Below are 26,126 nucleotides of genomic sequence, written 5' to 3'. Positions count from 1 at the left end.
AGCTTCTCCTTGACATTGACGTTAGTGTCATACTTTACCTTGGCCGTATGACGAACGAACGCAGTCAGCCGAAAGTACTGCTCGTGGTGTCCCACCCGGATCACGAGTCCGCCACCTGGGCCATCGCCCGCGCGGTCGAGCAGGGTATCCAGGCGGACGGAAGCACCACCACTGTCGTGCATGATCTGACGGCTTCGGGATTCGATCCGGTGTTCCGGGCTGCGGATCTCGCGGTGCACCGGTTGCTCGGCGAGGTGCCCGCCGATGTGCGGCGGGAGCAGGAGTTGATCGAGTCGGCCGATGTTGTCGCGCTGTTGTTCCCGGTCTACTGGTGGTCGATGCCAGCGCTGGCCAAGGGGTGGATCGATCGGGTGTTCAGCCGTGGGTGGGCCTATGAGAACACCTCCCCCGATGGTCCTAGTGCGGTGAAAGAACTGCACTTCATCGCGTTGGCGGGGATCAACCAAGGGACGTTCGATCGTCGTGGGTACAAGGACGCGATCACGCTGCAGCTTCGGGACGGTATTGCTGGTTACTCCGAGATTCCCGGAGCCTCTGTTGAAGTTCTGTATGGCAGTGAGACCACTGACCCGCAGGCTCATGAAGAGCTGGCGGCTCAGGGGTACAAGCTTGGTGGTGATTTGGCGCAGCGTGCGCAAGCGGCGTTCGACCGGAAGTTTGTGGTGGGCTGACGCTACTGGCTTGCTTGCACGAGTGACGCGACGATCTGGTCGAGCTGCGTGGCTCGACCGGCCGGGGTGCGTGCCTTCATCAGCCGGAGAAACAGGGCGTACTGCCGGGTCCGGTCCAGCAGTTCGAATTGCGCCTGTGCCCGCTCATCGCCGGCCAGTGCGGCGGCCAGATCGGCAGGGACGGTCGCGTCGCGCTGGCGCTGGTAGGCGGCCGCCCACCGCCCGTCCGCCTCGGCCGCCCGGATCGCCGCCAGGCCGGCCGCGCGCATCCGGCCCGCGGCGATCAGCGCCTCGGCCTTCTCCACGTTCACCTGTGACCATGGGCTTTTCGGCCGCCGTGGTGAGTACCGCTGCAAGTAGTGCTGGTCGTCGAAGCCCTTGCGATGGCTATCGATCCAGCCGTAGCACAGGGCGACGTCGAGGGCTTCACCGATCGTGATCCCCTCAGCACCCTTCTTCGCGATCAGCAGCCAGACGCCAGCCGAATCGTCGTGGTGGTCGGCCAGCCACGACTCCCAGTGCGCCGCGTCCGGGAAACGAAGAGAACCTGCGTCGATGCTTTCCATGAATCCATCATCCGCAGTTAAGTGCTCACTGAATGAGCACTTTCCAACCGCATTCTGACCGCTGCCCGGAGGTGACCAATCCAGAACCGGCTCGGGTCCGAATACCCAGGCCAGAGCCGTCCCACAGAAACGAGGTCACCACCCCGTGCACTATCGACCCGCTCATCTCGTCGCGACCGGTGCGGCCGCCTTTGCGACCCTGCTGGCCGTCGCCCCGACCGCATCCGCCGAAACGTCGCCGAGCTACCGGTGCACCACGATCACGTCCGGAAAAGCGATCGGAGAGAATCTCGCTCCCGTCGAAGCCGGTAAATGCACGGCGGCGAACAAGGCGCCCAAGGTAGGCGCGATCACCGGCTTCTTCTTCATCCTCGATTCGGCGAAGAAGGGGACCTACTTCGTGTGCGGGGTCAAACCCGACGGCAAACTCGCTATTGCTGCGGAGCCGACCGGCGCAGCCGCCCTCCCCGGCCAAGTCACGGCCGCCGGTTGTATGGAATTTCCCAAGGGCGACATGAAGTTCACCCCCGAGCAGTTCGAGCAGGAGCTCGCCAAGCAGATCAGGAAAAAGGGCAACGCCGGCTAACGGTCAGCAGGTACTGGGAGCTGGACGCCCGGCGAAGCGGTCGGCCAGGTAGTCCAGCGCCCGGGGCGCGCCCGCCAGCATGGCGGCACCGTGATCAGCATCCGGAATCATGTCCAGCCGCACCGGCGTACCCGCGCGGCAGTACCGCCCCGTCACGTCGCGAACCGCCTGCGCAGACACCACATCATCGGTGCCGTGCCACAGGTAGATGGGTACGCGCGGCACACCGTCGAAGTCTTGAATGCTGTTCTCCCGCAACACCTGTGCCGTCGCCGGGTCGTCATCCAAGGCGCCGCCGGTGAACACATCGGACAGCCGGCGGTTGGCACCCGCAGCGATGATCTCGTTTGCACAAGCGTTGGCTATCCGATCGCGCAACGCCAGCCCCGCCGGGCTGAGTCGCGGCTCCAGCCGCACCCGATCGGGATACTCCCGCTCCAATCCCACAGCGGCTGCGAAACCAAGTCCGAACAGCTGATTCGGCGTCGACCCGACATCGCGAGCCAACGTGGCCAGGTTCATCGGGACGCCGCCCTGCGCGGCACCGACGATCGCCAGTTCCGGCGCATACTCCGGCGCCAGCGCGGCAGCGAACCCAGTGGCCATGCCACCACCCGAATAACCAGCCATACCAACAGGACTCGCGGCCAGCCCCGCAGGCCCGAACCTCTGCACCGCGCGAATCCCATCGAGGGTGAGCATGCCGCCCAACCGAGCCGCACCATACGCTCTCGTCGGCCCGAGATGATCCGGCACCGCAACCGCCCACCCCCGAGCCAACAGCAGATTCAAGGCAGGCGCCTCCTGCATAGTCCCGTCGAACAGACTGTGCGACGGCGCACACCGCACCCCCAACGAGTTCACGAACGGCTGATACGACACCAGCGGCCGATTCCCCCCACCCGCCGGCACGAACACCGTCGTAACCGCCGCAACCGGAACACCCGCCGAGTTCACCGACCGATACAACAGCTGCCACACCACCACCCCAGGAAACCCGGCCGCGGCAACCTGCCTACTACGCACCACATCCCCCGCGGCATAGTCCGCGAGATCCCCCGGCGCCGCATAGAACCCATCAGCCTCCCCCACCGGATACACCGGCACCGCCGCAGCCGACGGCACCCCGCCGATCCCGACGACCATCAACGCCAAACAAATCAATCGTGTTGTCGTACTGCGGAATCGGGTCGCCATCACACGAACGCTCCTGCTAGTTCGGATTTACCGGAACTCCAAGTCGAGGCCCCACCGAATGCCGCGACAGGCAGGTCTCCCCGGGAAGTACCCAAACTCCGCCCGACATACCTGCCACAGACAACGTTGAACCACAGACGCACAGAAAGGAAGTCGCATAGCGAAGCCGCCTTCGTCTACCAGAGCGGCCGTCTGCAAGTGAGGCCGCAGCCAGCCGATCGCGTCGGCCGCCCGCATTCGGCGCTGGCCTGACGCGGTAGGGGATGGGCGCCCGGGATGACCGGCTCGTTCCACGACAGCTCCTTTGGTCACTCGCTCGAATGTCATTACGTCCATGAAGTGCTCCTCCAAATATGCCTGCACTGATTCCGATCGGTCGTTTGCTAGGCCTGCTAAAGGCTTCAACGGCTCATCGATCAGGCACCGTGTCAACACTCAATTGAGTTGGTCAGCTGAACATTTCGATGCCTACCTCGACGTCGTGTCAGGCGTGACAGCCGGTAGGATCGGGGACTGCTTGGATTCCACGGTTTACTCAGCCCGCGGATTCGAAAACACGCTGCTTGCTCTGCTTTACCGCACACCGCCGATGTAGGTTTCCTGCCGCAGCATTGACGCCCCAACGTTCAGGATGCCCAGACAGCCAGTGCTGCACTGAGGCAGGCAGCGGAAATCCATCAGCGCTGATGGCACGATGCGACTATCCACAAAGGAACACAGCGTATGTCGACACCCATACCGCCCACCGGCGGGGGCATCCACATCAATATCAGCGGCAACGGGAACAGCGGCAACGGGAACAGCGGCGGCAGCGGCAGCGGCAGCGGCCCAAATTGGCAAAAGATCGGTGCTATTGCTGGCATCATCGGCGTGATCATTGCGGTGGTGGTTGCATATCTACAATTCAGGCCGACCCCGGAAAGCACAACCAGTGCACCTCCGACCGGCGCGATCGGCGTTTCGTCCACCAGAGTCCCCGTCACCACATCCACTGCATCTTCGGCTGCGCCCGCAGGCGTGGATCCACCGTCGAAAGGCGGTGCGGCCATCGCACATTTCAAATTCGAGGACCCTCAATGGTGGGGCATGTCATTCCTGGACTGGAAGGGCGTACCGATGGGTCCGCAAACGCACTATGCCCTGCATGGCAAGCTCGGCCTCTCGGCCGAGAATGGTGTCCGCTTCGCGCATGCCCCTACTACGGGAGACTCGCATCCAAGCTACTCCGCCTGTGAGGCGGCGCACTACGACATCCTCACTGTGCCATTGAACAAAATGCCTAGTGGCACATTCTTGTGCGTCCGCACCCAGATGCAGAAATTCGGCTGGATGCAATTGACCTGGACGCCCAGTAAGGATGACCCCAGTTTCACCAACGCCATTCAGTCCACCGGCGCCATCTGGAACCTTTGATCGCTCAACGCTAGACAACCTATGGATACTCTCGGGACCGCGGTCTGAATCATTACTCGGCGTTACCGCGCTCGAAATGACACTGATACGTGGCCGTCTGCTTTTCGGTCGGCGGGTCGGGCGCCGGGCCGTCCTGCCCACCGGTGATCTCGATGAGCAGTCGACTACGACCGTGGTCCATACCCCGACAAGCGATCTCGCCACGCTCCCCCCTGTCGGAGCGCGCCTCGATTGCCGCCGCCGGCCCGGAAAAGCTGAGGACGCCGCTGATCCCCTCCACCGGCGGCGCCTCGACCATCAGGCTCCGTTGCCTCGCGGATGGCGCCGCAATCATCACCGGAAGCACATCCCTGCCGCCAAGCATGGAGTGGTGTTCACACACTGAACCAGCAGGTCAGCGCCGCTTTATCAATATTCCGGTCCGGAGAACACCGGATGCGAGCCTGCAGGCATGCCCTGACCACCCGAGGGGAGGCCAAAGCTTTTGCCGCCGACTTCTATTGAACGTTGACGCGAACCGCAGTACCCACTCGACCGGACAAAGCGGACCACCCGTCCTTGAACTCCGGACAGGACGCGATCAACTGCGCACCAATTTGTTGGTCTCCGCCCCGACAACACATCGAATCACCTCCCGACCGGGATAAAAAGCCTGGTCAGAGAGGTTATGTGGGGCGGGCGGGGCTCGAACCCGCGACCAATGGATTATGAGTCCACGGCTCTAACCGACTGAGCTACCGCCCCTCTTCTGCGGGTGCACCGCAGGCGTGGGGGATGCTACCGGCTGGGGTGGGACTAGCACCACTCGGACCCGGGGTGGCGGTTAGGGTGGGGCGTCCGGCAACCGTGTGGAGGGTCGACCATGTCGAGTGTGTTCGCGAAGGTGCTGAAGGTGCATCAGTGGGTGTACGAGAACAGTGGCGGTTTGGTGGGGCATCGGGTGTTGTTCGGGAATCCGACGCTGTTGTTGCGGACGGTGGGCCGCAAGACGGGGCAGGCGCGTACGTCGGCGCTGACGTACGGACGGGATGGGGCGGATTGTCTGGTGATGGCGTCCAACGGTGGATCGCCGCGACCGCCGGGGTGGCTGGCGAATGTCAAGGCCAAGCCGGAGTGTGAGATTCAGATCGGGCGGCGCAAGGTGCCGGTGGTCGCGCGGCCCATATATCCGGACAATTCGGACTATGCGCGCCGGTTCGCGATCATGGACAAGATCAGCAAGGGTCGCTACAGCGACTACCAGAAGATGACCAAGCGGCCGATTCCGGTGGTGGTGCTGACGCCGGCCGGTCAGTCCCGGTAGTCGTCGTCGCGCTCGTCCCAGCGGCCGTCGTAGTCATCGGGATCATCTCTGTCCCATCGACTTTCGTCTTTCGGCGGTCTGCTGGCTATTTGCACGATAACCACCACGACAGCGAGCACGAGTAGGACCACACCAACAACGATCAGAGTCTCCACGCAGGGCACCCTAGCGCCGAGCCAGGGTGCCCGCCATAGCTTGCTCGGTGGTCTCTCAGACAGCGGAATCCAGGGTCAGCAGGGTGCGGCCCACCGCCGTCCTGGATTCGATGGCGGCGTGTGCCTTTTCGGCCTCGTCGAGCGGAAAGGTTTGGCCGATCACCACTTCCAGCCGCCCGGCCGCGGCCTCGGCGAGCGAGCGTTCGGCCAGCCGCGGCCAATCGGTCTCGTCGTCGGTGACATCGAGCAGACCGGTCACGGTGATGCCGCGGGCGGCCGCCGACGCACTGTCGATCGCCGCGAATTCGCCTGCGGCCATGCCGTAACCGAGGAATCGCCCGTTGTCCGCGATGGCGTCGAAGGCGGCTTCGCCCAGTGCGCCCCCCGCGCCGTCCAGCACGACATTCGCGCCCGCATCACCGGTCGCCGCCCTGGCCTTGTCCGACCAGCCCGCCTCGGCGTAGTCGACCACGACGTCGGCGCCGAGCCGTTCGGCCAACGCCAATTTGGCGCTGCCCCGCGCCGCGGCGAGCACGCGTGCGCCCGCCCCGCGCGCGAGTTGGATCAGCAAAGTGCCGAGTCCACCGCCTGCCGCGGTGATCAGCACCCACTCCCCCGGCTGGATCGCAGCCTTGTCGAACACTGCCAACGCGGTTTGCCCGTCGTGTGCGAGCGCGACGGCCTGCGCCAGGCTCAACCCGTCGGGCACGACGGTCAGCGTGGCCGCACTGGCGAGCGCCTTTTCGGCGTAGCCGCCGATCGGCTGACCGCCGCCGATCTTGCTGGCCGCGGTCGCGGTGGTGACACGCTTGCCGATCCAGGACTCGTCCACACCGTCACCGGTCGCGCTGACCACGCCAGCTACCGCGCCGCCGGGCACGTAAGGAGTCGCCAGCTGGAAATAGTCCCCACCCCATCCGCCGCGCAACCGGGCATCCAGGAACATCACGTCGGCGGCGGCCACATCCACCACCACCTCGCCCGGCCCGGCCACCGGCTCCGGCACCTCACGCACCGTAAGTACTTCGGGCCCACCGAATTCCGCTACCTGCACAGCGCGCACGACCAACCTCCATAGCTTTCCTGTTTCGTCCGACAGGGATCAGCATGGAACCTGAACTGTTATTGAGGTCAAGCCGTGCGCGGGCGGTTTCGCTCAGCGCGAAAGCGATTCACGAACTGCCACCACCACAACTGCTGCTGCTCCCGCCACCACAGCTGGAGCTACTTCCACCGCTGCAACTGCTGCTGCTACCCCCGCCGCAGCTGCTGCCACCGCTGTCGTGGTGACCTCCCCCGTGCTGGTGGTGCCCGCCTCCGGACTCCGGATACCAGCCGCCGCCGCTACAACTGCTCGGCGACCCGGCATCGATACCGGCGGCACCGGCCACCCAGTAGGTCTCCGAACCGCCGCTATGCCGCCGGTGCGAATCACCACGCTGATTCCGGTAGCGCGGATTGCGCCTGTTGCCACGCTTCGACCGGGCGATCAAGCCGATGACGACGAACGGTGCCGCGACGACAATCAGCACGATCAGGAAAGTAAGAACTCCACCCATTCATGAACCGTAGCGGCCCCTCCCGCCTGCGTACAGTGAACTGTGCCGTCTTTCAGCTTCCGCAGACCCCGGCAGCGCCCCATCGATCTCGGTGCGGTGAACGCCGCCGTCGCCGCGCTGGAGTTGCCCGAGGCCGTCTACAAGACCGTCCCGTGGCAGCCGCGCGACCTGGTGGAGACCGGCCTGCGGCAGTGGTTGCGCTGTTGCGGCGCGGCCATGCGCGACGGACAGGTGATCGGCATGCCGTCGCACGCCGTGGACGAGGCGTGGCACGGGTTCATCCTCTGCACCGAGCGGTACGCCGCGTTCTGCGCCGCCGCGTACGGCCGCTTCCTGCATCACTTCCCGGAAGGCGCTGGGCCACCGAACGTTTCGCACGGCACCATGGGCGAGCAGCTGGGCCGCACCGTGGTGGCCTGGGCGCTGGCCGCCGAACCGGGCGAGTCCTGCGTGCTGTGGGACCTTGACAGCAGGGTCGGCGTCGAACACCCGTGGGGCGTCGACGCCGCGCGCGTCGCGGCCATCGAGGCCGAATTGCGCACTCTGCCCGCCGTTTAGGTGAGCTTCACCCGCGCCGCGACGAACCGGCCGATCGCGGGCGCGAGCCTGCTGACGTGGTACTGCACCCGGGCCTCCGGGGTGACCGGGACGATGCTGCGGTCCTTCTCGACGGCCCGCACGATCTGCTCGGCCACCTTCTCCGGACCGTAGCGCCGCATCCGGTAGAGGTTGTCGTAGCGCTCCTGCTTACGCTTCTCCTCCTCCGCACTGACGCCCGAGAAGGTCGTGTTGGCAACGATATTGGTGTGCACGATGCCGGGGCAGATGGTGTGCACCGAGATGCCGCGACCGGCCAGCTCCGCACGCAGGCAGTCGGAGAACATGAACACCGCCGACTTGCTGGTGGAGTAGGCGCTGAACCCCTGCTGCGGACTGTAGGCCGCCATGCTGGACAGGTTGACGATGTGCCCGCCCAGGCCGCGCTCGGCCATCGCGGGGCCGAAGGCCCGGCACCCGTTCACCACGCCGCCGAGGTTGATCCGCATGACCCGGTCGAACTCCGCCGCCGAGGTGTCGAAGAACCCACCGGCCTGGCCGATTCCGGCGTTGTTGATCAGGATGTCCGGCACGCCATGGGTTTCCAGCACGGTCTCGGCGTGCGCCGTCACCGCTGCCGCATCGGACACGTCGAGCTGATAGGCGTGTGCCACACCATGTTCGGCGGCGATCAGCTCGGCCGTCTCCTTGGCCGCGACGAGATTGATGTCGGAGAGCACGATTTCGGCGCCGCGGCGCGCGAGGGACAGCGCCGTCTCGCGGCCGATACCGCTGCCGCCGCCGGTGATCACCACGAGCTGATCCTCGAACGGCTTTGCGCTGCGGCCGACTTCGGCCCGGCGCAGCCCGCGCGGGACCGCGCCGCCGTTGATCGTATCGATCAGCTCGGTGGTCGCGGTGGCCAGCAGTTCGGGGTGGGAGAACGGCATCCAGTGCCCGGCAGGCACATCGCGGCGCCACAGCCGCTGCACCCACTTACGTTCGTCGTCGAACCCGGCCGGCCGGACCGCGACATCGCGACCCGCGACGATCAGCTGCACCGGCACCTCGGTGTGCCGCTCGCGCGGCGAGAGCAGGCGCTGCACGATGTTGGCCCGGTAGATCAGCAGGCCGTCGACCATGTCCTGCCGGAACGTCGGGCCGAGAATCACCTTCGACGGCGACGTCTCGTTCATGATCGAGACCACTCGCTGCCAGCGCTGCTCGGTGCCGAGCAGTCCGAAGACGGCCCTGGGCAGGCCCGGTGTCATGAAGAAGAAGGTGTACGCCGAGGACAAGACCTGGCTGAACGGTTGCCAGAGGTTGCGCGGGGTGGGCCGGGACAGCCTGGCGCGCATCCAGTTCGCGATGTGGTCCAGGTTCGGCCCGGACACCGAGGTGAACGAGGCGACCCGCGCCGCCGCCTGCGGCTCGCACACCGCCTCCCACACCTGCACCGAGCCCCAATCGTGCGCGAGCACATGCACGGGCCGGTCGGGGCTCACCGCGTCGGCGACGGCGAAGAAGTCCGCGGCGAGCACGTCGAGCCGGAAGTCTTCGGTGCGCCGGGTGCGGGTGGAGCGCCCGTGCCCGCGGGTGTCGTAGGTGACCACATGGAAGCGACGCGCCAGCAACGGCACCACCGCGTCCCAGAGGTGATTGGTGTCTGGCCAGCCGTGCACCAGCAGCACGGTTTCCGCGCTCGGATCGCCGTATTCGTAGACGGCGAGCTCGAATTCGCCGCTGCGTACCGTCCGCTCGGCGGCCACGAGCTCCGGTGGTTCGATGGTCGTCATCGGTTTCTCCTTGCTGACCAGAGGTCGTGGTTACAGATCGAGCACCAGTCGCCCACCGGGCGAACGGGATACGCAGACGAGCATGTCGCCCGCCTCGTGTTCGGCCGGGGTGAGCACGGTTTCCCGATGCTCCGGTTCGCCTGCGAGCACCCGGACCTTGCAGGTGCGGCAGAAGCCCTGACGGCAGGAGTAGGGACGATCCGGCCGGGTCGTCAGGATGATGTCCAGCACGGACCGATCCGCGGCCACCTCGACTACTTCACCGGTGGACGCGAATTCGATCTCGAACGGCACACCGTTCACGATCGGCGGTGGCGAGAACCGCTCGGAATGCAGTTCCACCCAGGGCATTTCGCGGATGGCGGCGGCGACGGTCGTGGTCATCGGCGCCGGACCGCAGCAGTAGACCGCCGTATCGGCCGCGACACCGGGCAGCAACGCGGCGGCGTCGGGCAGGCCGTGCTCGTCGTCGGTGCGCACGGTGACCCGGTCACCGAACCCGGCGATCTCGTCGAGGAACGGGATGGTGTCGCGGCTGCGGCCGGTGTACACCATCGACCACTCGATGCCGAGCCGCTGCGCGAGCCGCGCCATCGGCAGGATCGGCGTGATCCCGATCCCGCCGGCGATGAAATGCAAACGGGCGGCCGGTGATCCGTGACCGGGCACGGCGAAGGGGAAGGCATTGCGCGGCCCGCGCACCGTGATCGGCGCACCGACCGGGAGGTTGTCGTGTACCTCCACCGACCCGCCGCCGCCGTCCGGAATGCGGCGCACCGCAACGCGATACGCCCGGGTGTCGGCGGGATCGCCACACAGCGAGTACTGCCGCAACCGGCCCGAGGGCAGTTCGAGATCCAGGTGGGCACCGGGCCGCCACGGCGGCAGTTCCCGCCGATCCGGCGCGGCCAGTCGCAGACTCACCACGTCCTGGTCGTATGCCTCGATCCGCCGTTCCGTCACCACCAGGGCCAGCCGGTGATCGTCCACCCGCGGCGCGAGATCACGCCGGTTGATCAGCGTCGTCCACCGCAGTCGCGCAGAGGCGACCGCGTCGAGCACCCGCACCGCCCGGTCGCGGTCCCCCTTGCCGAACAGGTCGGCGGGCAACTGTTCAGGAATGTGCCGCGCAGTCACGCTCGAACCCCACCCGATTCCATCACGACGCGATCGCCTGCGCGGCAGGCGATTTCGCCAGGTATGCCACCGCCTGCGCGGTGGAACCGACCGTCTCCGGGTCGTAGCCGGGCTTGAAGGTCGACAGCGCACTCCACAGCAGCGACGGCACGCCGGGCAGCGCCCCACGCCACATCGCGCCGAACACCCGCTTGATCAGCCGCGGGTAGCCGAGGTCGGGCAGCGAAGGGTCTTGGTGCACCATGAATTTGGTGCCGCGCACCACCAGCGTGATGAAGATCGGGAAGACGAGCGTCATGATCGCCGCGCGCCGCACATAACCCGCGCCGAAGTAGACCGCGACATCGTGCGCGACGTGCCGGTGTTCGACCTCCTCGGCGCCGTGCCAGCGGAACAGATCGGCGATCCGCGGGTCGGCGCCGAACTTCTCCAGGTCGGCGTTGAGCACCCAGTCGCCGAGGTAGGCGAAGAAATGCTCCAGACAGGCGATGAACGCCAGCCGCTCCACCATCACCTGGCGCTGTGCGACGCCGTCGGCGGCCTTCGGGCCGAGCGTCTTGCGGAACAGGTACTCGGCTTGGCGCACATAGGGTTCCGGGTCGATGCCGTGCGCGGCGAGCACCTCGTTGAGCACCTTGTCGTGTGTCTCGGCGTGCATGGACTCCTGGCCGATGAAGCCGAGCATGGCCTCGCGCAGCTTGTCGTCTTTCACGAACGGCAGCGCCTCGGTGTAGGCGGCGCAGAACATGCGCTCGCCCTCGGGCAGCAGCAGATTCAGCGAGTTGATCAGGTGCGAGGCGATCGGCTCGGCAGGCATCCAGTGCAGCGGCGTATCGGCCCACTGGAACTGCACATTGCGTGCGTGCAGTGCTACCTCGCCCGGATCAGTGTCCGGCCGTCGGCCCCGCCGAAGTAGCTTCATCGGTACTCCTCTCACGACCGCGTCGTCGCGCGCCTTCCTGCATGGCTGTAGCAAACATCATACACATACGTGCAACCACGGGTTACACGAAGATTTGCAGCCGCCTCGAAGGGCATTCGGATCCGGACATGCCGCGGACTGGACCCACCCCGCCAATACCGCCACCCCCCTTGACAATAGAGCCCCGCACTGTGAGTCACCTCGCTCCCGTTCCGGCCAAAACTAGAACGCGTTCTAGTAGTCTTCCGCTATGGAACGACTAACCGGATTGGATGCCAGCTTTCTGTACTTGGAAACCGGGACCCAGCACCTGCACGTGTGCGCGCTGCTGATCCTCGATCCCAGCTCAGGGGGCTATTCCTTCGAGAAATTCAAAGCCGAACTAGGCAGGCGCCTGCCCCTCATTCCGCAGATGCGCCGCCGCGTCTACGAGGTGCCGTTCAATCTCGATCACCCGGTCTGGGTCGAGGATCAGAACTTCGACCTGGACTATCACATCCGGCGCATCGGCATCGCCGCGCCCGCGGGCCGGCGTGAGCTGGCCGAGTTGGTCGGCGACATCGCCAGCCGGCCGATGGACCGTGACCGCCCGCTCTGGGAGATGTCGGTGGTGGAGGGCCTCGACGACGGCAAGGTCGCGGTGATCTGCAAATACCATCACGCCGCGGTGGACGGCATCACCGGCACGAACATGATGATGCACCTGTGCGATCTGGCACCGGATGCGGCCAAGACGCCGCCCGCCGAGGAGTGGCGACCGGAACCGAGCCCCAACGATTGGCAACTGCTGGCCAAGGCAGTGGTCAAGTTCCCGACTAAGGCGGGCATCGTTGGCATGGTGCCGAAAACTCTCGGCATGGTCGCCGGTTTCGCGCAACGCCGCCGGAAGGACAAGGCGGGCATGGCGTTACCGTTCTCCGCGCCGCGCACGCCGTTCAACCTGGCCATCACCCCGCATCGCGCGGTCGCGTTCACCGAGGCGGAACTGGGCGACATCAAGGAGATCAAGTCCGCCTTCGGGGTGAAGATCAACGACGTGGTGCTGACCATCGTCGCGGGCGTGCTGCGGACCTACCTGGAGAAGCACGACGAACTGCCGGACCGCTCACTGGTCGCCTCGGTGCCGGTCTCGGTGCACGAATCCTCGCGGCACACCGCGGGTATCAACAAGGTGTCCACGCTGTTCGCCCGCCTCGGCACCGACATCGCGGACCCGGTGCAACGGCTGCGACAAGTGGCCGAGGACAACCGCAGCGCCAAGGCGGAACACGACCTCATCGGCGCCGACTTCCTCCAGGACTGGTCGAAGTACGCGCCGCCGAACACCTTTCAGCTCGCCGCGCGGGTGTACTCCTCGCTGAAGCTGGCCGAGCACCATCCGGTGGTGCACAACCTGGTGGTGTCGAATGTGCCGGGCCCGCCGATGCCGCTCTACTTTCTCGGCGTGCGGGTGGACGGGATGTATCCGTTCGGCCCGGTCTTTCACGGCGCCGGGCTCACGGTGACGGTGATATCGAACAACGACGATCTGGACTTCGGCTTCATCGCCTGCAAAGAGCTGGTGCCCGATATCGCCGAGCTCGCCGACGCGGTCCCCGATGTGGTCGCCGAATTGCTCGCCGCCGCTCGAAAACTGGGATGACCAGCAACTAGGCGCCTGTTCGTCATCGCCGCCGAACAGGAGCCGGGCGCGTCCTCACAATCGTGCGGCGACCGCCCCGCAGGCTTCGAGCAACGCGGGCACGAACAGTTCGGCCTCCAGCACACAGGCCGTGTGCCCCGCCTTGATCAGATGAATGCTCGCCCCGGGGATCATGGTCGCCATCTCCAACTGCCGATAGACCGGAATGGCCCGGTCCCGCGTGGTGATGACCACCGCGGTAGGCATTTTCAGCGTCGGCAACCACTCGGTCGCATCGAACCGTCCGACCTCGCCGATCACCTGGGTGATCGCCCAGCCGCTGGTACTGCGCAATTCGGTGAGCGCCCAGCGGTCCAATCTGCCCGGCGCCCAGGCGATTTCGGGCAGCTCGGGTAGCCGACCGGCGAATTGCTCGATCCGCCGGAACGAATACGGCCCGAACGCCGCGGCGAACACACCGAACGCCTGATGAAAGGCGCGCTCCCGCCACTTCTCCTGGAACCGATACGGGGTGGCGCACAGCACCAATCCACTCACTCGATCCGGATGCCGATGTGCAGCAGCCAGACTCACCACACCACCCAGCGAGTAGCCCGCGCATATCGCCTGTGGCACGTCGAGCGCGTCGAGCACGGCGGCGACGTCGTCGGCGCAGTCGTCCACCGAGAACCGCTCGGAGCGGATCCCCCGGCCGTGCCAGCGCTGGTCGAACAGGATCACCCGGTACCGCTCGGCCAGTGCGGCCAGCGCCGGAAACCAGTTCAGATAGGCGGTGCAGCCGGTGCCGTGCAGCAGGACCAGCGTGGGCGCACCCGCCGGTCCGGCTATGTCGACCACGTAGGTGCGGCCGCGTCCCGGCAATTCGACCAGTCGCCCGCCGGGGACCTCGGCGATGTCGGGTACCCGCCTGGCGAACCGGCGCAGCGCCGCTGCGGATCGTGAGTTCGTCATCGTGCGCCTCCCGCGGATCGCGGACAGAATTAGAACGTGTTCTACACGATGATGCCACAGCCGCGGCAGGACGGCGGGCTACCTGGGCTAGTCCGGCCCGAATACCCAGGCTCGCAACACATTTCCCCGATCCGCGCCGCGATGTGGCACGATCGGACGCGAGACCAGCACCCGATCCGGCGCACTTCTGCAACTTGTTCTAGTACGTTGGGCGTGGACGAACGAGAGACGGAGGTGCCGCGATGGGGCGGTTGACCGGCAAAGTGGCGTTGATCAGCGGCGGCGCCCGCGGCATGGGCGCCGCGCACGCCAAGGCCATGGTGGCCGAGGACGCCCGCGTGGTCCTGGGCGACGTGCTCGACGACGAAGGCGCCGCGGTCGCCAAGGAATTGGGCGACGCCGCCGCCTACGTGCACCTCGACGTGCGCGAACCGGGCGACTGGCAGGGCGCGGTCGCCGAGACGGTGCAGCGGTTCGGCTCGCTCAACGTCCTGGTGAACAACGCGGGCATCGCCAACGGCAACCTACTCGTCGACTTCGAGCTGGCCGAATGGCAGCGAATCATCGACATCAACCTCACCGGCACCTTTCTCGGTATGCAGGCCGCCACCCCCGCCATGATCGAGGCGGGCGGCGGCTCGATCATCAATATCTCCTCCGTCGAAGGCATGCGCGGCAGCATCGGCCTGCACGGCTACGTGGCGACCAAATTCGCCGTCCGCGGCCTCACCAAGTCGACGGCACTCGAGTTGGCGCAGCACAATATTCGGGTCAACTCGGTACATCCCGGCTTGATCACCACGCCGATGACCGAGGGCATCCCCGCGGAGTTCCTGCAGATCCCGATGGGCCGCGCCGCCGACCCGTCCGAGGTCGCCGCGCTGATCCCCTTCCTGGCCAGCGACGAATCCTCCTACTCGACCGGCGCCGAATTCGTCATCGATGGCGGGCTCACCGTCGGTATTCCGCACAAGCCGTTCGACGACCTGCCTCAGTCCCCGTAGTGGTGCGGCATATCGCGGGTGAGCAGTAGCGCGAGCACCGGCAGCGCCATCAGCGCGGCACAGGTGAGCACATTGACCCACTTGTAGGCCACGACGATCGCGGCGAACTCGCGCAGAATCGCCGAGGGCAGGTAGTAGAACGCCGTCCGCGAACCGGTCACCTCGGCGTCGAGCTCGAGGCGGCGAGCCAGGATCGCCGTGCGCAGGATGTGAAAGTTGCTGGTCACCAGCACCATTCGGGTGGATGCGCCGCGCTCGCCCAGTAGCCGCTTGGTGAAGAGCAGGTTTTCCCGCGTGGTCGTCGAACGGTCCTCCTGCACAACGGCGTCGGCGGGCACCCCGTTGTCGACGAGGTAGCTCGCCATCGCCGAGGCCTCCGACACGGACTCGTCGGACCCCTTACCGCCACTGGTGATCAGCAGTGGCCTGCGGCCTGCCGCGAGCTCGGCGCGGTACACCTCGATGGCCCGATCCAGGCGGCTGGCGAGCAGCGGCGGCACCCGCGCGCCGACCAGGCCGGAGCCGTGCACCACGATCGCGTCCATGCCGGGCCGGTAGGGCAATGCCCCGTAAAACAGCGAATACAGCAGGAAACTGGCGAACAGGAATCCGATGTAGCTCACCGCCATGGTCACCGACGCCAAAATCACGACCACCCAGATATCGCCGGTGAAAATGGCCACCGCGAGCCACACATAGGGCACGAGCAGAGCGACGCCGAGTCCGAGCGGGAGCAGATTCGCGATACGCAATCCTTCCCGGCGAACCATCTGGCCGCCGTTGACCATCAGCAAACCGGCGAGCACCAGCACGAGCAGCGGCGACAACAGCAGGAGCAGGCCGGCCAGCACCACCGGCAGGTCACCCTTGGCGCCGGAGCCGATCAGCCACACACCGGCGAAGGCCAGCCCGAGCAGCAGAAACACGCCGTTGCTCAGCCGCCGACGATCGCTGCGGAACCGCAGTAAGAACACACCCAACAGACCGAGGCCGACCACGAGCAGCATCACCAGGCCACCGTAACCGGCCGACCGGCAACCGTGCGGCGCTGCCGGGACGCCCGGCCCGGGGTCGGCCAGCCCGCACGGCGCGGCTCCCGCTCGCCTTTCCCTTTTTCCCATATCGTGTCGCTCGTCCGAACACCGGCCGGGCGATTATTCACGGCTGAATTTCGGATTATTCGACTTTCCACATGCCCAACAATCCCCGTGAATGTCGTGATGAATGGGAGTCGCTCATCGCCATGCTTGCACACATCCGCCCCGCGCTCGCCGTTGCCGCCCTGTTGATTTCGGTGGCCCACGTGGCCGTCGTGCCGGGTACCGCTGCGGCACAACCGATCTACCCGGTGCCGGACCCGGATCCCTTCTACGCCGCACCCGCAGACCTGGATCGCACGAAACCCGGCGACGTGCTCGGTGTGCGCCCGATGCCACCGTTGATCGGCTTTCCCGGCACCACTGTCACGATGGTCAAGTTCCGGTCCACCAATTCGGCGGGCCACCCGATCGCGGCCACCACTACCGTGCTGACCCCGCCCGACCATGTGCTGGGCGCGCCGCTGCTGTCCTATCAGCACATCATCAACGGCCTCGGCGCCCAGTGCGCTGTCTCGCGGGTGCTCTACACGGCCGATCCGAATCTCGCCGTGCGCGAGGCGCCCGCCCTCAACGCGGTGCTGCTGCGCGGCTGGTCGGTGGCGCTGCCCGACCATCTCGGGCCGACCAGCGCCTACGGGGCGGCCCAGCTGGGCGGAATGATCACGCTGGACGGCATCCGGGCGGCCCGTCAGGTCGCCGAACTCGGTGTCGCCGAGAGCCCGGTGGCGATGTTCGGCTATTCCGGCGGCGGCATGGCGACGGGCTGGGCGGCCGCGCTCGCGCCGACCTACGCCCCGGAACTCGAGATCGTCGGCGCGGCCGAGGGTGGCGTTCCGATGAACCTGGTGAAAATGACCGAGGGCCTGGGCTACTCCAGGCATCCGGCGTTCGGGCTGGCCTTCGCCGCGGCCATCGGACTGGAGCGGGAGTACCCGACGCGACTGCCGATCAGCGACAGCCTGAACGCTGCGGGCCTGGCGATCCGCGACCAGATCGCCAACGGCTGCACCAACGAAATCCTGGCGGCCGGGGCCGGCCGCAGCGTCCTCGACGTGGCCAGCTCCACCTCGCTGGCCGAGGATCCGAGCGCCCGAGCCGTGCTCGAGGAGAACAGTCTGGAGCTCTACGAGGGTGTGCCGAAAATGCCTATCTACCAATGGCGTTCGCGGGAGGACGTGCTGATTCCGGTGGCGTCGATCGACAATACGGTGCGGCGGTACTGTGCGGCGGGAGTGCGGGTCGAATCGGAGCTGATTCCGAGCCCGGACCATCTGACCACCGCGGTGCTCGGCGCACCGGCTGCGATGGCGTGGCTCGACGAACGGTTGCGCGGCGTACCGGCGCCTACCGACTGCTGATCGCCTGGCCGGCTCGCTCGATCCGGGTACGAGACTGCGCCGCACCCGGATCGGGCGACCTAAGGTGGGTGCATGGTCACGATCATCGGCGGTGGCATCGCGGGCACGTTGCTGGCCGGCGCGCTGGCACGCGCGAACCACCCCGTCACGGTGTACGAAAGCCAACCGGCCGTCGGTGCGGGAGCCTTTCTGGCACTGGATGCTCGGGCACATACCGCCCTGGCGCGGTTGGGCGTCGACGTCGACCGGCTGCATGCGGCGTCTCCTCCGCTGGCCGAGCTGCGCGCGGCCGATCGGGCCAGGGTGGTGCGCGGCGGCGCCGGCGCCGGTCGCCGGATGTACCTGCGCGCCGACCTCATGCGAGTACTGACCGAATTCGCCGCTGCCACAACGGCTGCCATCCACTACGACACTCCCGTCACCGAGCTGGACAGTGCCGACGGGACACTGCTCAGCGGAAAGAATTTATTGCCGTCCGATGACGTGATCATCGCCGCCGACGGCATCGATTCGCTCGCGCGCCAGCGCCTCGAACCCGAGCGCGCGGCCGAATATGCCGGTCAGATCGTCGTTTACGGCATCACCGACCGGCCGATCCAGCCGAGCACCGAACCGTCCGTGCTGCACTTCCACCGTCGCCTGGACGACGAAGGCAGGCCCGTCAGTACCTTCGGGCACTTCTGGAACAGCGAGGTATCGCTGTGGTTCACTCGCCTCACCCGGGCACCGCTCCCCGTAGCCGAGGTAGGGTCTCAGCCGATCGACCGGTGGACGGAACCAATTCTGGTCGGCAGCACCGCGATTCCCGAACTTGTCGAAGCCATGCTGGCTGCCACAGGCACCGTGCATGTCTCCAATGCGCGCACCGTGCCGCTTGCCGACGCGCGGGCACCCCAGGCCCCGGTGATCCTGTGCGGCGATGCCGACCACGCGATCACACCGGCTGCGGGCGTGGGCGCCCGCGACGCCATCGAGGATGCGGCGGCACTCGCCGAAGCCATCATCGGTGGCCGTTCACCCGCCGCGGCCATGGCCGAGCGTCGGCGAGAAATTCTCACCGAGCGGGCCGCAGCCGCTCAAATGTTCCGCAGCGCAACATAAATCGGCGGCGTGGGAATAGGCCGTCCCCACGCCGCCGAAGAAACGTTGCGACTAGGAATCCTTGCCACCCTCGTAAGCGCTCTGCCGAGCCTCATCGAGGTTGGCCTCGGCGCGGGCCTTCTCGGCCTCGGCTTCCTTCTTGGCGGCCTCACGCTCGGACTCGGCCTTATCCTGCTGGGCGCGGCCCTCGCTCTTCAGGCCTTCGTTCCCGGTAACGATGCCCGCGGCTTCCTTGGCCTTGCCCTTGACATCTTCGACGACGCCCTCGACGGCCTCGCGCGGTCCGCTGTCGTGCTTGGTCATGACTACTCCTCCAACTAGGGGTGTGGGCGGTCATTCGCCGCATACCCGGCCCTCTCGGCTCCAATCGGTTACGGACACGGTGCGGGCTGTGTCTCGCGTCACGCCGACGCGGTAGCCAACCGGGTTGCCGCTGAACAACACTCGTAAGCCGCGTGCCGGCAACATTCGGGTTTCGGCTGCGACACGCCGGATTTCGTTCGCCCGAAGGTCGACGTCACGCCGACGGCCCGGCCAGCACCAGCCCTGCCGCCAGCAGCGTCATCACCACGGCGATGACGGAATCCAGCACGCGCCAGGCGACCGGACGCGCGAACAGCGGGCCGAGCAGACGAGCGCCGTAACCCAGGGCGGTGAACCAGACGATGCTGCCGAGCATCGCGCCCGCACCGAGGAACCATCGGTCGGGGGCGGCGTAGGTACTCGCAATGGAACCCAGCAGCACCACAGTGTCCAGATAGACGTGCGGGTTCAGCCAGGTCAGGGCGAGACAGGTGGCGACGGTGGCACCCAGAGCGACCGTCCCACCGGTCGATCCGGCGGCGAGCGTCGCCGACCCGAATGCCCGGCGGGCCGCGAGGGCGGCGTAACCGAGCAGGAACACGGCGCCCGCATAGCGAACCACCGTGAGCACCCCGGGCACCGAGTGCACGACCGCGCCGAATCCGGCGACGCCCGCGGCGATCAGCACGACGTCCGACAGCGCGCACACCACGACCACCGCGAAGACGTGCTGCCTGCGCACGCCTTGGCGCAGCACGAACGCGTTCTGCGCACCGATGGCCACGATCAGCGAGAGTCCGACGCCGAGACCGGAAAGGGCCGCCACGGCCGCCGAGGAAACGTTCATATTCATCGACGCTAAGCAGCACATTATCTCCAGGCAAACTAAAGTTTCTGCACTACCATTACGATTCCTTAACATGGATCTCCAGTTGGATCAGCTCCGCGCGTTGAACGCGGCGGTCACCGAGGGCACCTTCGACGCCGCGGCGAAGAGCTTGCGGATCACGCCGTCCGCGATCAGCCAACGAATCAAGGCGCTGGAGGACGCGGCGGGCCGTGTCTTGCTACAGCGCACAAAACCGGTGCGCGCCACCGAATCCGGGCTCGCGGTGCTGCGGCTGGCCAGGCAGATCGAGTTGCTCGCCGTCGACACCGCCCGCGAACTCGGCGAGGCGCACCGGCCGGCCCGGCTGCCCATCGCGGTCAATGCCGATTCACTGGAAACCTGGGTGCTGCCCGCGCTGGCCGCCGCGCCGACCGGCGTCTGTTTCGACATCCACCGCGAGGACGAGGAACACACCACCCGGCTGCTCCGTGACGGCACGGTCATGGCGGCGATCACCGCCACCGCCGCACCGGTGCAGGGCTGCAAAGTCGAACGGCTCGGCGCGATGCGCTACCGGCCGATGGCCGAACCGCGCTTCGCGCGCACCTGGTTCGGCGACGGCGCGACCGCCAAGGCTTATGCGACGGCACCGGTGGTGCTATTCGATCGCAAAGACGATCTGCAAGACCGGCACCTGCGCCGCCGCAGCCGTCAACCCCTCGATCCGCCGCGGCATTACGTTCCGTCTTCGGCCGGTTTCCTGGCGGCGGTCCGGCTCGGATTGGGCTGGGGCATGTTGCCGGACCTGCAATCCCGCAATTTTCCTACCACCGAGCTGGTGCCCATCGATGGCGCGGCATTCATCGATGTCCCGCTGTACTGGCAGCAATGGCGGCTCGACTCACCGGCATTGAGCGCGGTGGCCGCTTCGATAGCCGCGACAGCGGCGGAATCGCTGCGCTGAGTAGCGCACCCGGCGATGATCGTGCAGTTGTGCGGCACAGTACTTTTCTCCTCGCCGAGTTCGATGCGATACGGTATTAGTATTTCGAGCAATTACTCGTGACTACGCAAAGGACGCATCCCATGGCCAAGAAAGTCACCGTCACCCTGGTCGACGACTACGACGGCAAGTCGAAAGCGAATGAAACAGTTCAATTTTCGATCGATGGCGTGGCCTACGAGATCGATCTGTCCACCAAGAACGCGGGCAAGCTGCGGGTGACCCTGGAGCCCTGGGCGGAAAAAGCGCGCAAGACCGGACGGGCGAAGCGCAAAGGCAGCGGTAAAGCGACTTCCGCGACCGATCGCGAGCAAACAGCGGCGATCCGGGAATGGGCCAGGAAGAACGGGCACAACGTATCGACCCGCGGCCGGATCCCCGCCGACATTGTCGCGGCATATAACAACGCGAACTAGCGAAACCGGAGGAATCGGACCTCGGCCGGAGCACATCGCCAGTTCAAGGGAGTTCCGGCGGCGATGTCGCACGGCGGTCCCGGCACTCGCGTCGGTAGAATTTCGGGTTCGTCGGCCGGAGTTCGGCCGAGCGTGACGCGGAGAGGACGGGGTGTGTGGCGAAGCGCATGCGAAAGCTGACCGCTCGGTCGGCGATTCTGAGTGCGTTGCTCGGCGCGCATCCGGCGGAAGCCCCGGTCAGCTGGATCGTTTCGGTGGCCGAGGAACTGGGCCTGCAGCAATCGGCCGTGCGGGTCGCGCTGACCCGGATGGTTGCCATGGGTGATCTGGAACGCGCGAACGGCATATATCGGCTCTCGGATCGCTTGATCGAGCGCCAGCGCAGGCAGGACGCGGCGGTGAGTCCCGTCGTGAAAGCTTGGGACGGCGAATGGTATCTGGCGGTGGTGACGGCCGTCGGTGACGACGCGCCCGCGCGGACCGCGTTCCGAGATACCATGCGCGCCCGCAAACTCGGCGAATTACGCGAAGGTGTGTGGACCCGGCCCGCGAACATCGAGATCGTTCTCGGGCCGGAGGCAGGCAGGCGGGTTTCGGTGTTCACAGCGGCGCCCGAGGATTCGCCGGTCGTGCTGGCGGAAACCCTTTTCGCGCCACGGCTTTGGGCGCAGGACGCGCAGCGGTTGCTGGGCGAGTTCGCTAGTTCGTCGTCGCTGCGCGAGCGGTTCGAGGTGGCGGCAGCGGCGGTGCGGCATATTCTCGATGATCCCTTGCTGCCCGATCCGCTGCTCCCCGCCGACTGGCCCGGGTTGGCGCTGCGCGCCGAATACGCGGCGTTCCGTACCGAATTCATGGCATTCGCCGAACACCTGCTCGTCACATCGGACGCTTGAAAACTCGCGGCCGGTTTCAGCGGCTCGTCTTGGGCGTGGCGCGCTGAATGATCGCCGCGCTGTCGATACCGGTCGGCAAGGTACCGAAAACATCGCCGTGCTCACCGCCGAGCCTGCTGACGGTGAAGGCATCCGCGACGGCCGGATGACCGAAGCGAACAAGCAGTGACGCCTGCAGTACCTGCGCCATATCGCCGACGATGCGGCGGGCGCGATGCTGGATGGTGTGGAAGTCGCCGAATTGCCCCTCCAGCCGGGTGATTGCGGCGTCGAGGTGCGCATCGGCGCCCGCCGCGCGTTTGACCTCGTCGAAATAGGCGCCGAGGGTTTCCGGTTGTTTGGCCATCGCACGCAGAGTGTCGAGTGCCGCGACATTGCCCGACCCTTCCCAGACGGACATCAACGGGGCTTCCCGATACAACCGCGGCATCCGCGATTCTTCGACATATCCGTTGCCGCCCAGGCATTCCAGCGCTTCGGCGGCGTGGATCGGGCCACGTTTGCACACATAGTATTTGCTCACCGCCAACGAGATCCGGCGCAACTGGTCGGCGCCGTCCTCGCCGGCCGTCGCGCGATCGGTGAGGTCGGCCAGCCACAGCGCGACCGTGGTCGCCGCCTCCGCCTCGATCGCGAGATCGGCCAGCACATTACGCATCAGCGGTTGATCGGCCAGCGTCGCGCCGAACGCGCTGCGGTGCGCGGCATGGTGCGCGGCCGCGGCGACCCCGGTGCGCATCGCGGTGGCGGTGCCGATGGTGCAGTCCAGGCGGGTCAGGTTGACCATCTCGATGATCGTCGGCACACCCCGGCCCTCGTCGCCGACCAGCCAGCCGACGGTGTTGTCGTATTCGACCTCGCTGCTGGCGTTGGAGTGGTTGCCCAGCTTGTCCTTGAGCCGTTGCAGCGCAAAGGTATTGCGGGTGCCGTCGGGCAGCACGCGCGGGACGAAGAAGCAGGACAGCCCGCCCGGCGCCTGCGCGAGCACCAGGAACACATCGGACATCGGCGCGGAGGTGAACCACTTGTGACCGGTGATCCGGTAGGTGCCGTCCGACATCCGGGTGGCGGCGGTGGTATTCGCCCGAACGTCCGAGCCGCCTTGCTTTTCCGTCATCGACATTCCGGCGATCAGCCCGCGCTTGGACAGCGGCGCACGTAAGACCGGGTCGTATTCCTTTGCGCACAGCAAAGGTTCGTACTGAGCGGCCAGTTCGGGAGCTGCGCGCAAAGCCGGGACCACGGCGTAGGTCATCGAGATCGGGCAGCCGTGCCCGGCGTCGACCGGGCCCCACACGCTCAATTTCGCAGCACGGGTCAAATGCGGATTCGGTCGGCTGTCTGCCCATACCGCGCCGTGCAACCCGAAGCCGACCGCGTAGGTCATCAATCGGTGATAACTCGGGTCGTAGACGACCTCGTCGACGCGGTTGCCATAACGATCGTGTGTCTTCAGTACCGGTTGGTGTGTCTCGGCGAGGTCACCGAGCTCGAGGGCTTCGGCGCTGCCCGCCAGCCGTCCGATCTCGTGCAGCTCGTCGAGCGCGTGCTCGGCGCCCGCGCGGTGCAGCGCCTCGAGCAGCACCGGCTGCTCGGCGGCGTCGTAATCGACGAGCGGAGGAACTTGGTTCGTTACCGCGTGGGTGGGCATGAAATCAGTATTACAGTGTTCCGTCAATTGACACAAGTATGTAATATCAAGGGAAGTTGTTCGCGCCGATGTAGTCAGGAAACCCTCTTGTCAGAATTCGAGAATCATTCCGGGACCCGTCCGGCCGCCTGGTACGAGGGACTCACCGAGGCCCCCGATTCGCCATGGGCCGGTCGCGAGCTGCCGCCCACCGACGTCAGCTATCGCACCCTCACCTACGAGGTCACCGGCCGGATCGCGCGGATAACCTTCAACCGGCCCGAGCACGGCAACGCCATCACCTCCGACACCCCGATCGAGCTCGCGCACGCGGTCGAACGCGCCGACCTCGACCCGCGGGTCCATGTGATGGTGATTTCCGGGCGCGGCAAGGGTTTCTGTGGCGGATACGACCTATCGCTCTTCGCGGAGAGCGGATTCCAGGGCGACGACGCGGACTCCACCGCCGGAACCGTGCTGGATCCGATGGTCCAGGCGCGCAACCACAATCCCTGGGGCACTTGGGATCCCATGGTCGACTACGCGATGATGAGCCGATTCAACCGCGGCTTCGCCAGTCTGCTGCACGCCAACAAGCCGACCGTCGCCAAACTGCATGGCTTCGCCGTCGCGGGCGGTACCGATATCGCGCTCTATGCCGACCAGATCATTTGTGCCGATGACACCAAGATCGGGTATCCGCCTACCCGGGTTTGGGGCATTCCGGCTGCGGGGATGTGGGCGCACCGACTCGGGGATCAGCGCGCCAAGCGGCTGCTGTTCACCGGTGACTGCTTGTCCGGTAAGCAGGCCGAGGAATGGGGGCTCGCAGTCGAATCCGCTCCGGCCGACGAACTCGATGAGCGCACCGAAGCGTTGCTCGAACGGATCGCGCGGATGCCGATCAATCAGCTGATGATGGCGAAGTTGGCGCTCAACAGTGCGTTGCTTGCCCAGGGCGTGGCTAATTCGGGGATGATCAGCACGGTATTCGACGGGATTTCTCGGCATACTCGTGAGGGTTACTCCTTTCAATTGCGTTCGGCCACTGAGGGTTTCCGGGAGGCTGTGCGTGAGCGGGACGAGCCGTACGGGGACTGGAAGCGGGCGCAGTTCGAGAAGTAGTGGTCTTTCGGCATGTGAGCACGCAGCGGGTCTCTCGGGACTCGCTTGCAGTGCAACATCTTTCGGATGCTTACCTCAAGTCTCGGCTCGCGCCTGGGGTGTGGCCGAGAGTGCGGCGGTAGACATCGATAAACGCACTGGCCGATGACCAGCCGCACCGATACGCCACTGTGGTGACCGGGACTTGCTCGGCGAGTAGTTGCACGGCGTGGTGCAGGCGCAGCTGAGTGCGCCACTGCGGGTAAGTCATTGCGAATTCGGTGCGGAACAGGCGAGTAAGCGTTCGCTCGCCGGCACCGACCCGGCGGCCGAGGCCGGCCAGAGTCCACACCTCGGTGAGGTCGGATTCGACCAGCGCGCACGCCTTTCGGAGTCGCTCGTCGCGTGCGGCAGGCAGCCGCAGCGGCTGTTCGGGGCTGCGGCGCAGTTGATCGAGCAGGACCTGGCGCAGCAGGATCAGTTCGGCGTCGGGCAGGTCCTGAGCCGTCGAGCAGGTGATGATGAGCTCGCGGACCAGCGGCAGTGCCGCGAGCACCGCCGGGGATGTCCAGTCGAGGGCCAGCTCACGCGGAAAGCCCACCGTGTGGAAGCGCGTCGGGCCGTAAAAGTGGTGTTCGTGCCAGCTGCCCGCGGGGATCCAGATCGCGCGGTCCGCCGGGGCGATCCAGCTGCCCGCGTCGGTGCGGACCTCGGCAACACCGGAGCTCGGATAGACCACCTGATGGTCGGCATGCCGGTGCCGATGGATGCGTGCTCCGCCGGTCAACGTCTTCGCCACCGTGGTGTCCTGGCGGAAGATCGACATAATCAGGCAGTTTATCGGAATCCTGCTGGTGCCCGCCGTCCATAGGCTGCCGGATGGCACAGGAGGAGACATGGTGAGCACAGATGTTGTGGTGGTGAGGTCT

General features: G+C 66.3%; 28 protein-coding genes and 1 tRNA gene. 14 read left to right on the top strand and 15 right to left on the bottom strand.

Annotation, left to right across the window (positions count from 1 at the left end):
- Positions 1-47 precede the first annotated feature (47 nt).
- The gene (locus tag DBO33_RS11140) at positions 48-692 is read left to right on the top strand and encodes an NAD(P)H-dependent oxidoreductase (protein WP_107654959.1); all 645 of its coding nucleotides are present in this window, start codon (positions 48-50) and stop codon (positions 690-692) included.
- A gap of 2 nt (positions 693-694) precedes the next feature.
- On the opposite strand, the gene DBO33_RS11135 is transcribed toward DBO33_RS11140, so the two are convergent.
- Positions 695-1,258, bottom strand: a complete 564-nt coding sequence (locus tag DBO33_RS11135; protein WP_107654958.1) for a YdeI/OmpD-associated family protein — start codon at positions 1,256-1,258, stop codon at positions 695-697.
- A 145-nt stretch (positions 1,259-1,403) separates the two neighbouring features.
- Between DBO33_RS11135 and DBO33_RS11130 the strand changes: the two genes are divergently transcribed.
- Positions 1,404-1,844 carry a hypothetical protein gene (locus DBO33_RS11130; RefSeq protein ID WP_107654957.1) on the top strand — a complete coding sequence of 147 codons (441 nt, stop codon included), beginning with the start codon at positions 1,404-1,406 and terminating at the stop codon, positions 1,842-1,844.
- Between the two features lie 3 nt (positions 1,845-1,847).
- Here DBO33_RS11130 and DBO33_RS11125 read toward each other — a convergent pair whose 3' ends face one another.
- A complete protein-coding gene (locus DBO33_RS11125; protein WP_234390782.1) occupies positions 1,848-3,041 on the bottom strand; it encodes a lipase family protein in 1,194 nt (397 codons plus the stop codon).
- A gap of 723 nt (positions 3,042-3,764) precedes the next feature.
- On the opposite strand from DBO33_RS11125, the gene DBO33_RS42690 reads away from it, so the two are divergent.
- Entirely contained in the window at positions 3,765-4,454 is a 690-nt protein-coding gene (locus DBO33_RS42690) for a hypothetical protein (protein WP_159080212.1), read from the top strand.
- 52 nt (positions 4,455-4,506) lie between these two features.
- On the opposite strand, the gene DBO33_RS11115 is transcribed toward DBO33_RS42690, so the two are convergent.
- Together DBO33_RS11115 and DBO33_RS11110 are read right to left on the bottom strand one after the other, a co-directional pair.
- Complete coding sequence (locus DBO33_RS11115) at positions 4,507-4,752, bottom strand: hypothetical protein (protein ID WP_159080211.1); 246 nt, start codon at positions 4,750-4,752, stop codon at positions 4,507-4,509.
- A gap of 372 nt (positions 4,753-5,124) precedes the next feature.
- Positions 5,125-5,198 (bottom strand) — tRNA-Ile (locus DBO33_RS11110).
- 118 nt (positions 5,199-5,316) lie between these two features.
- On the opposite strand from DBO33_RS11110, the gene DBO33_RS11105 reads away from it, so the two are divergent.
- Complete coding sequence (locus tag DBO33_RS11105; protein WP_107654953.1) at positions 5,317-5,757, top strand: nitroreductase family deazaflavin-dependent oxidoreductase; 441 nt, start codon at positions 5,317-5,319, stop codon at positions 5,755-5,757.
- Here DBO33_RS11105 and DBO33_RS42685 read toward each other — a convergent pair.
- Entirely contained in the window at positions 5,745-5,912 is a 168-nt protein-coding gene (locus tag DBO33_RS42685) for a hypothetical protein (RefSeq protein ID WP_159080210.1), read from the bottom strand. The genes DBO33_RS11105 and DBO33_RS42685 overlap by 13 nt on opposite strands.
- A gap of 55 nt (positions 5,913-5,967) precedes the next feature.
- Positions 5,968-6,975 carry a zinc-binding dehydrogenase gene (locus tag DBO33_RS11100; RefSeq protein ID WP_107660163.1) on the bottom strand — a complete coding sequence of 336 codons (1,008 nt, stop codon included), beginning with the start codon at positions 6,973-6,975 and terminating at the stop codon, positions 5,968-5,970.
- Positions 6,976-7,019: 44 nt separating this feature from the next.
- On the opposite strand from DBO33_RS11100, the gene DBO33_RS43535 reads away from it, so the two are divergent.
- Both DBO33_RS43535 and DBO33_RS11090 read left to right on the top strand, forming a co-directional pair.
- Positions 7,020-7,202 carry a hypothetical protein gene (locus tag DBO33_RS43535; protein ID WP_199856581.1) on the top strand — a complete coding sequence of 61 codons (183 nt, stop codon included), beginning with the start codon at positions 7,020-7,022 and terminating at the stop codon, positions 7,200-7,202.
- Between the two features lie 311 nt (positions 7,203-7,513).
- The gene (locus tag DBO33_RS11090) at positions 7,514-8,029 is read left to right on the top strand and encodes a glycine-rich domain-containing protein (RefSeq protein ID WP_234390781.1); all 516 of its coding nucleotides are present in this window, start codon (positions 7,514-7,516) and stop codon (positions 8,027-8,029) included.
- On the opposite strand, the gene DBO33_RS11085 is transcribed toward DBO33_RS11090, so the two are convergent.
- Genes DBO33_RS11085 through DBO33_RS11075 form a run of 3 tightly spaced genes read right to left on the bottom strand, consistent with a single transcriptional unit; the run spans position 8,026 to position 11,863 of the window.
- Positions 8,026-9,804, bottom strand: coding sequence for an SDR family oxidoreductase (locus DBO33_RS11085; protein ID WP_107654951.1), 1,779 nt, complete (start codon positions 9,802-9,804; stop codon positions 8,026-8,028). The genes DBO33_RS11090 and DBO33_RS11085 overlap by 4 nt on opposite strands.
- A gap of 30 nt (positions 9,805-9,834) precedes the next feature.
- Positions 9,835-10,941 carry a PDR/VanB family oxidoreductase gene (locus DBO33_RS11080; protein WP_107654950.1) on the bottom strand — a complete coding sequence of 369 codons (1,107 nt, stop codon included), beginning with the start codon at positions 10,939-10,941 and terminating at the stop codon, positions 9,835-9,837.
- 22 nt (positions 10,942-10,963) lie between these two features.
- Complete coding sequence (locus tag DBO33_RS11075) at positions 10,964-11,863, bottom strand: metal-dependent hydrolase (RefSeq protein WP_107654949.1); 900 nt, start codon at positions 11,861-11,863, stop codon at positions 10,964-10,966.
- Between the two features lie 250 nt (positions 11,864-12,113).
- Here DBO33_RS11075 and DBO33_RS11070 point away from each other — a divergent pair, with 250 nt between their 5' ends.
- Positions 12,114-13,505 (top strand): WS/DGAT/MGAT family O-acyltransferase, encoded by a 1,392-nt coding sequence (locus DBO33_RS11070; RefSeq protein ID WP_107654948.1) that lies wholly within the window; start codon positions 12,114-12,116, stop codon positions 13,503-13,505.
- Between the two features lie 54 nt (positions 13,506-13,559).
- On the opposite strand, the gene DBO33_RS11065 is transcribed toward DBO33_RS11070, so the two are convergent.
- On the bottom strand, positions 13,560-14,456 hold the full coding sequence (locus DBO33_RS11065) for an alpha/beta fold hydrolase (protein WP_107654947.1): 897 nt from the start codon (positions 14,454-14,456) through the stop codon (positions 13,560-13,562).
- Positions 14,457-14,698: 242 nt separating this feature from the next.
- Between DBO33_RS11065 and DBO33_RS11060 the strand changes: the two genes are divergently transcribed.
- On the top strand, positions 14,699-15,460 hold the full coding sequence (locus DBO33_RS11060) for a glucose 1-dehydrogenase (RefSeq protein ID WP_107654946.1): 762 nt from the start codon (positions 14,699-14,701) through the stop codon (positions 15,458-15,460).
- On the opposite strand, the gene DBO33_RS11055 is transcribed toward DBO33_RS11060, so the two are convergent.
- Positions 15,448-16,467 (bottom strand): YdcF family protein, encoded by a 1,020-nt coding sequence (locus DBO33_RS11055; protein ID WP_234391348.1) that lies wholly within the window; start codon positions 16,465-16,467, stop codon positions 15,448-15,450. The two genes, DBO33_RS11060 and DBO33_RS11055, sit on opposite strands and share 13 nt — an antisense overlap.
- 236 nt (positions 16,468-16,703) lie before the next feature.
- On the opposite strand from DBO33_RS11055, the gene DBO33_RS11050 reads away from it, so the two are divergent.
- Both DBO33_RS11050 and DBO33_RS11045 read left to right on the top strand, forming a co-directional pair.
- Entirely contained in the window at positions 16,704-17,918 is a 1,215-nt protein-coding gene (locus tag DBO33_RS11050; protein ID WP_107660161.1) for a lipase family protein, read from the top strand.
- Positions 17,919-17,990: 72 nt separating this feature from the next.
- A complete protein-coding gene (locus tag DBO33_RS11045; protein ID WP_107654944.1) occupies positions 17,991-19,019 on the top strand; it encodes an FAD-dependent oxidoreductase in 1,029 nt (342 codons plus the stop codon).
- A 51-nt stretch (positions 19,020-19,070) separates the two neighbouring features.
- Here DBO33_RS11045 and mbp1 read toward each other — a convergent pair whose 3' ends face one another.
- Together mbp1 and DBO33_RS11035 are read right to left on the bottom strand one after the other, a co-directional pair.
- On the bottom strand, positions 19,071-19,322 hold the full coding sequence (gene mbp1 / locus DBO33_RS11040; protein WP_107654943.1) for a microaggregate-binding protein 1: 252 nt from the start codon (positions 19,320-19,322) through the stop codon (positions 19,071-19,073).
- A gap of 214 nt (positions 19,323-19,536) precedes the next feature.
- Positions 19,537-20,169 carry a LysE/ArgO family amino acid transporter gene (locus DBO33_RS11035; protein WP_107654942.1) on the bottom strand — a complete coding sequence of 211 codons (633 nt, stop codon included), beginning with the start codon at positions 20,167-20,169 and terminating at the stop codon, positions 19,537-19,539.
- Between the two features lie 73 nt (positions 20,170-20,242).
- Between DBO33_RS11035 and DBO33_RS11030 the strand changes: the two genes are divergently transcribed.
- From DBO33_RS11030 to DBO33_RS11020, 3 genes are all read left to right on the top strand, one after another.
- Complete coding sequence (locus DBO33_RS11030; RefSeq protein ID WP_107654941.1) at positions 20,243-21,115, top strand: LysR family transcriptional regulator ArgP; 873 nt, start codon at positions 20,243-20,245, stop codon at positions 21,113-21,115.
- A 122-nt stretch (positions 21,116-21,237) separates the two neighbouring features.
- Positions 21,238-21,570, top strand: a complete 333-nt coding sequence (locus DBO33_RS11025) for a histone-like nucleoid-structuring protein Lsr2 (protein ID WP_040733052.1) — start codon at positions 21,238-21,240, stop codon at positions 21,568-21,570.
- A gap of 167 nt (positions 21,571-21,737) precedes the next feature.
- Positions 21,738-22,463, top strand: coding sequence for a PaaX family transcriptional regulator C-terminal domain-containing protein (locus DBO33_RS11020; protein WP_107660160.1), 726 nt, complete (start codon positions 21,738-21,740; stop codon positions 22,461-22,463).
- A gap of 16 nt (positions 22,464-22,479) precedes the next feature.
- Here DBO33_RS11020 and DBO33_RS11015 read toward each other — a convergent pair whose 3' ends face one another.
- Complete coding sequence (locus tag DBO33_RS11015; RefSeq protein WP_107654940.1) at positions 22,480-24,114, bottom strand: acyl-CoA dehydrogenase family protein; 1,635 nt, start codon at positions 24,112-24,114, stop codon at positions 22,480-22,482.
- Between the two features lie 87 nt (positions 24,115-24,201).
- Here DBO33_RS11015 and DBO33_RS11010 point away from each other — a divergent pair, with 87 nt between their 5' ends.
- Positions 24,202-25,218, top strand: a complete 1,017-nt coding sequence (locus tag DBO33_RS11010) for a crotonase/enoyl-CoA hydratase family protein (RefSeq protein WP_107654939.1) — start codon at positions 24,202-24,204, stop codon at positions 25,216-25,218.
- Positions 25,219-25,288: 70 nt separating this feature from the next.
- Here the strand turns inward: DBO33_RS11010 and DBO33_RS11005 are convergent, their stop codons facing one another.
- On the bottom strand, positions 25,289-26,023 hold the full coding sequence (locus DBO33_RS11005; protein ID WP_107654938.1) for an AraC family transcriptional regulator: 735 nt from the start codon (positions 26,021-26,023) through the stop codon (positions 25,289-25,291).
- Positions 26,024-26,126 lie beyond the last annotated feature (103 nt).

The sequence above is a fragment of the Nocardia suismassiliense genome (genome assembly GCF_900269665.1).
Lineage (GTDB): Bacteria > Actinomycetota > Actinomycetes > Mycobacteriales > Mycobacteriaceae > Nocardia > Nocardia suismassiliense.
Note: the sequence above shows the minus strand (reverse complement) of the source record. Positions and strands in the feature narration are given on the sequence as shown.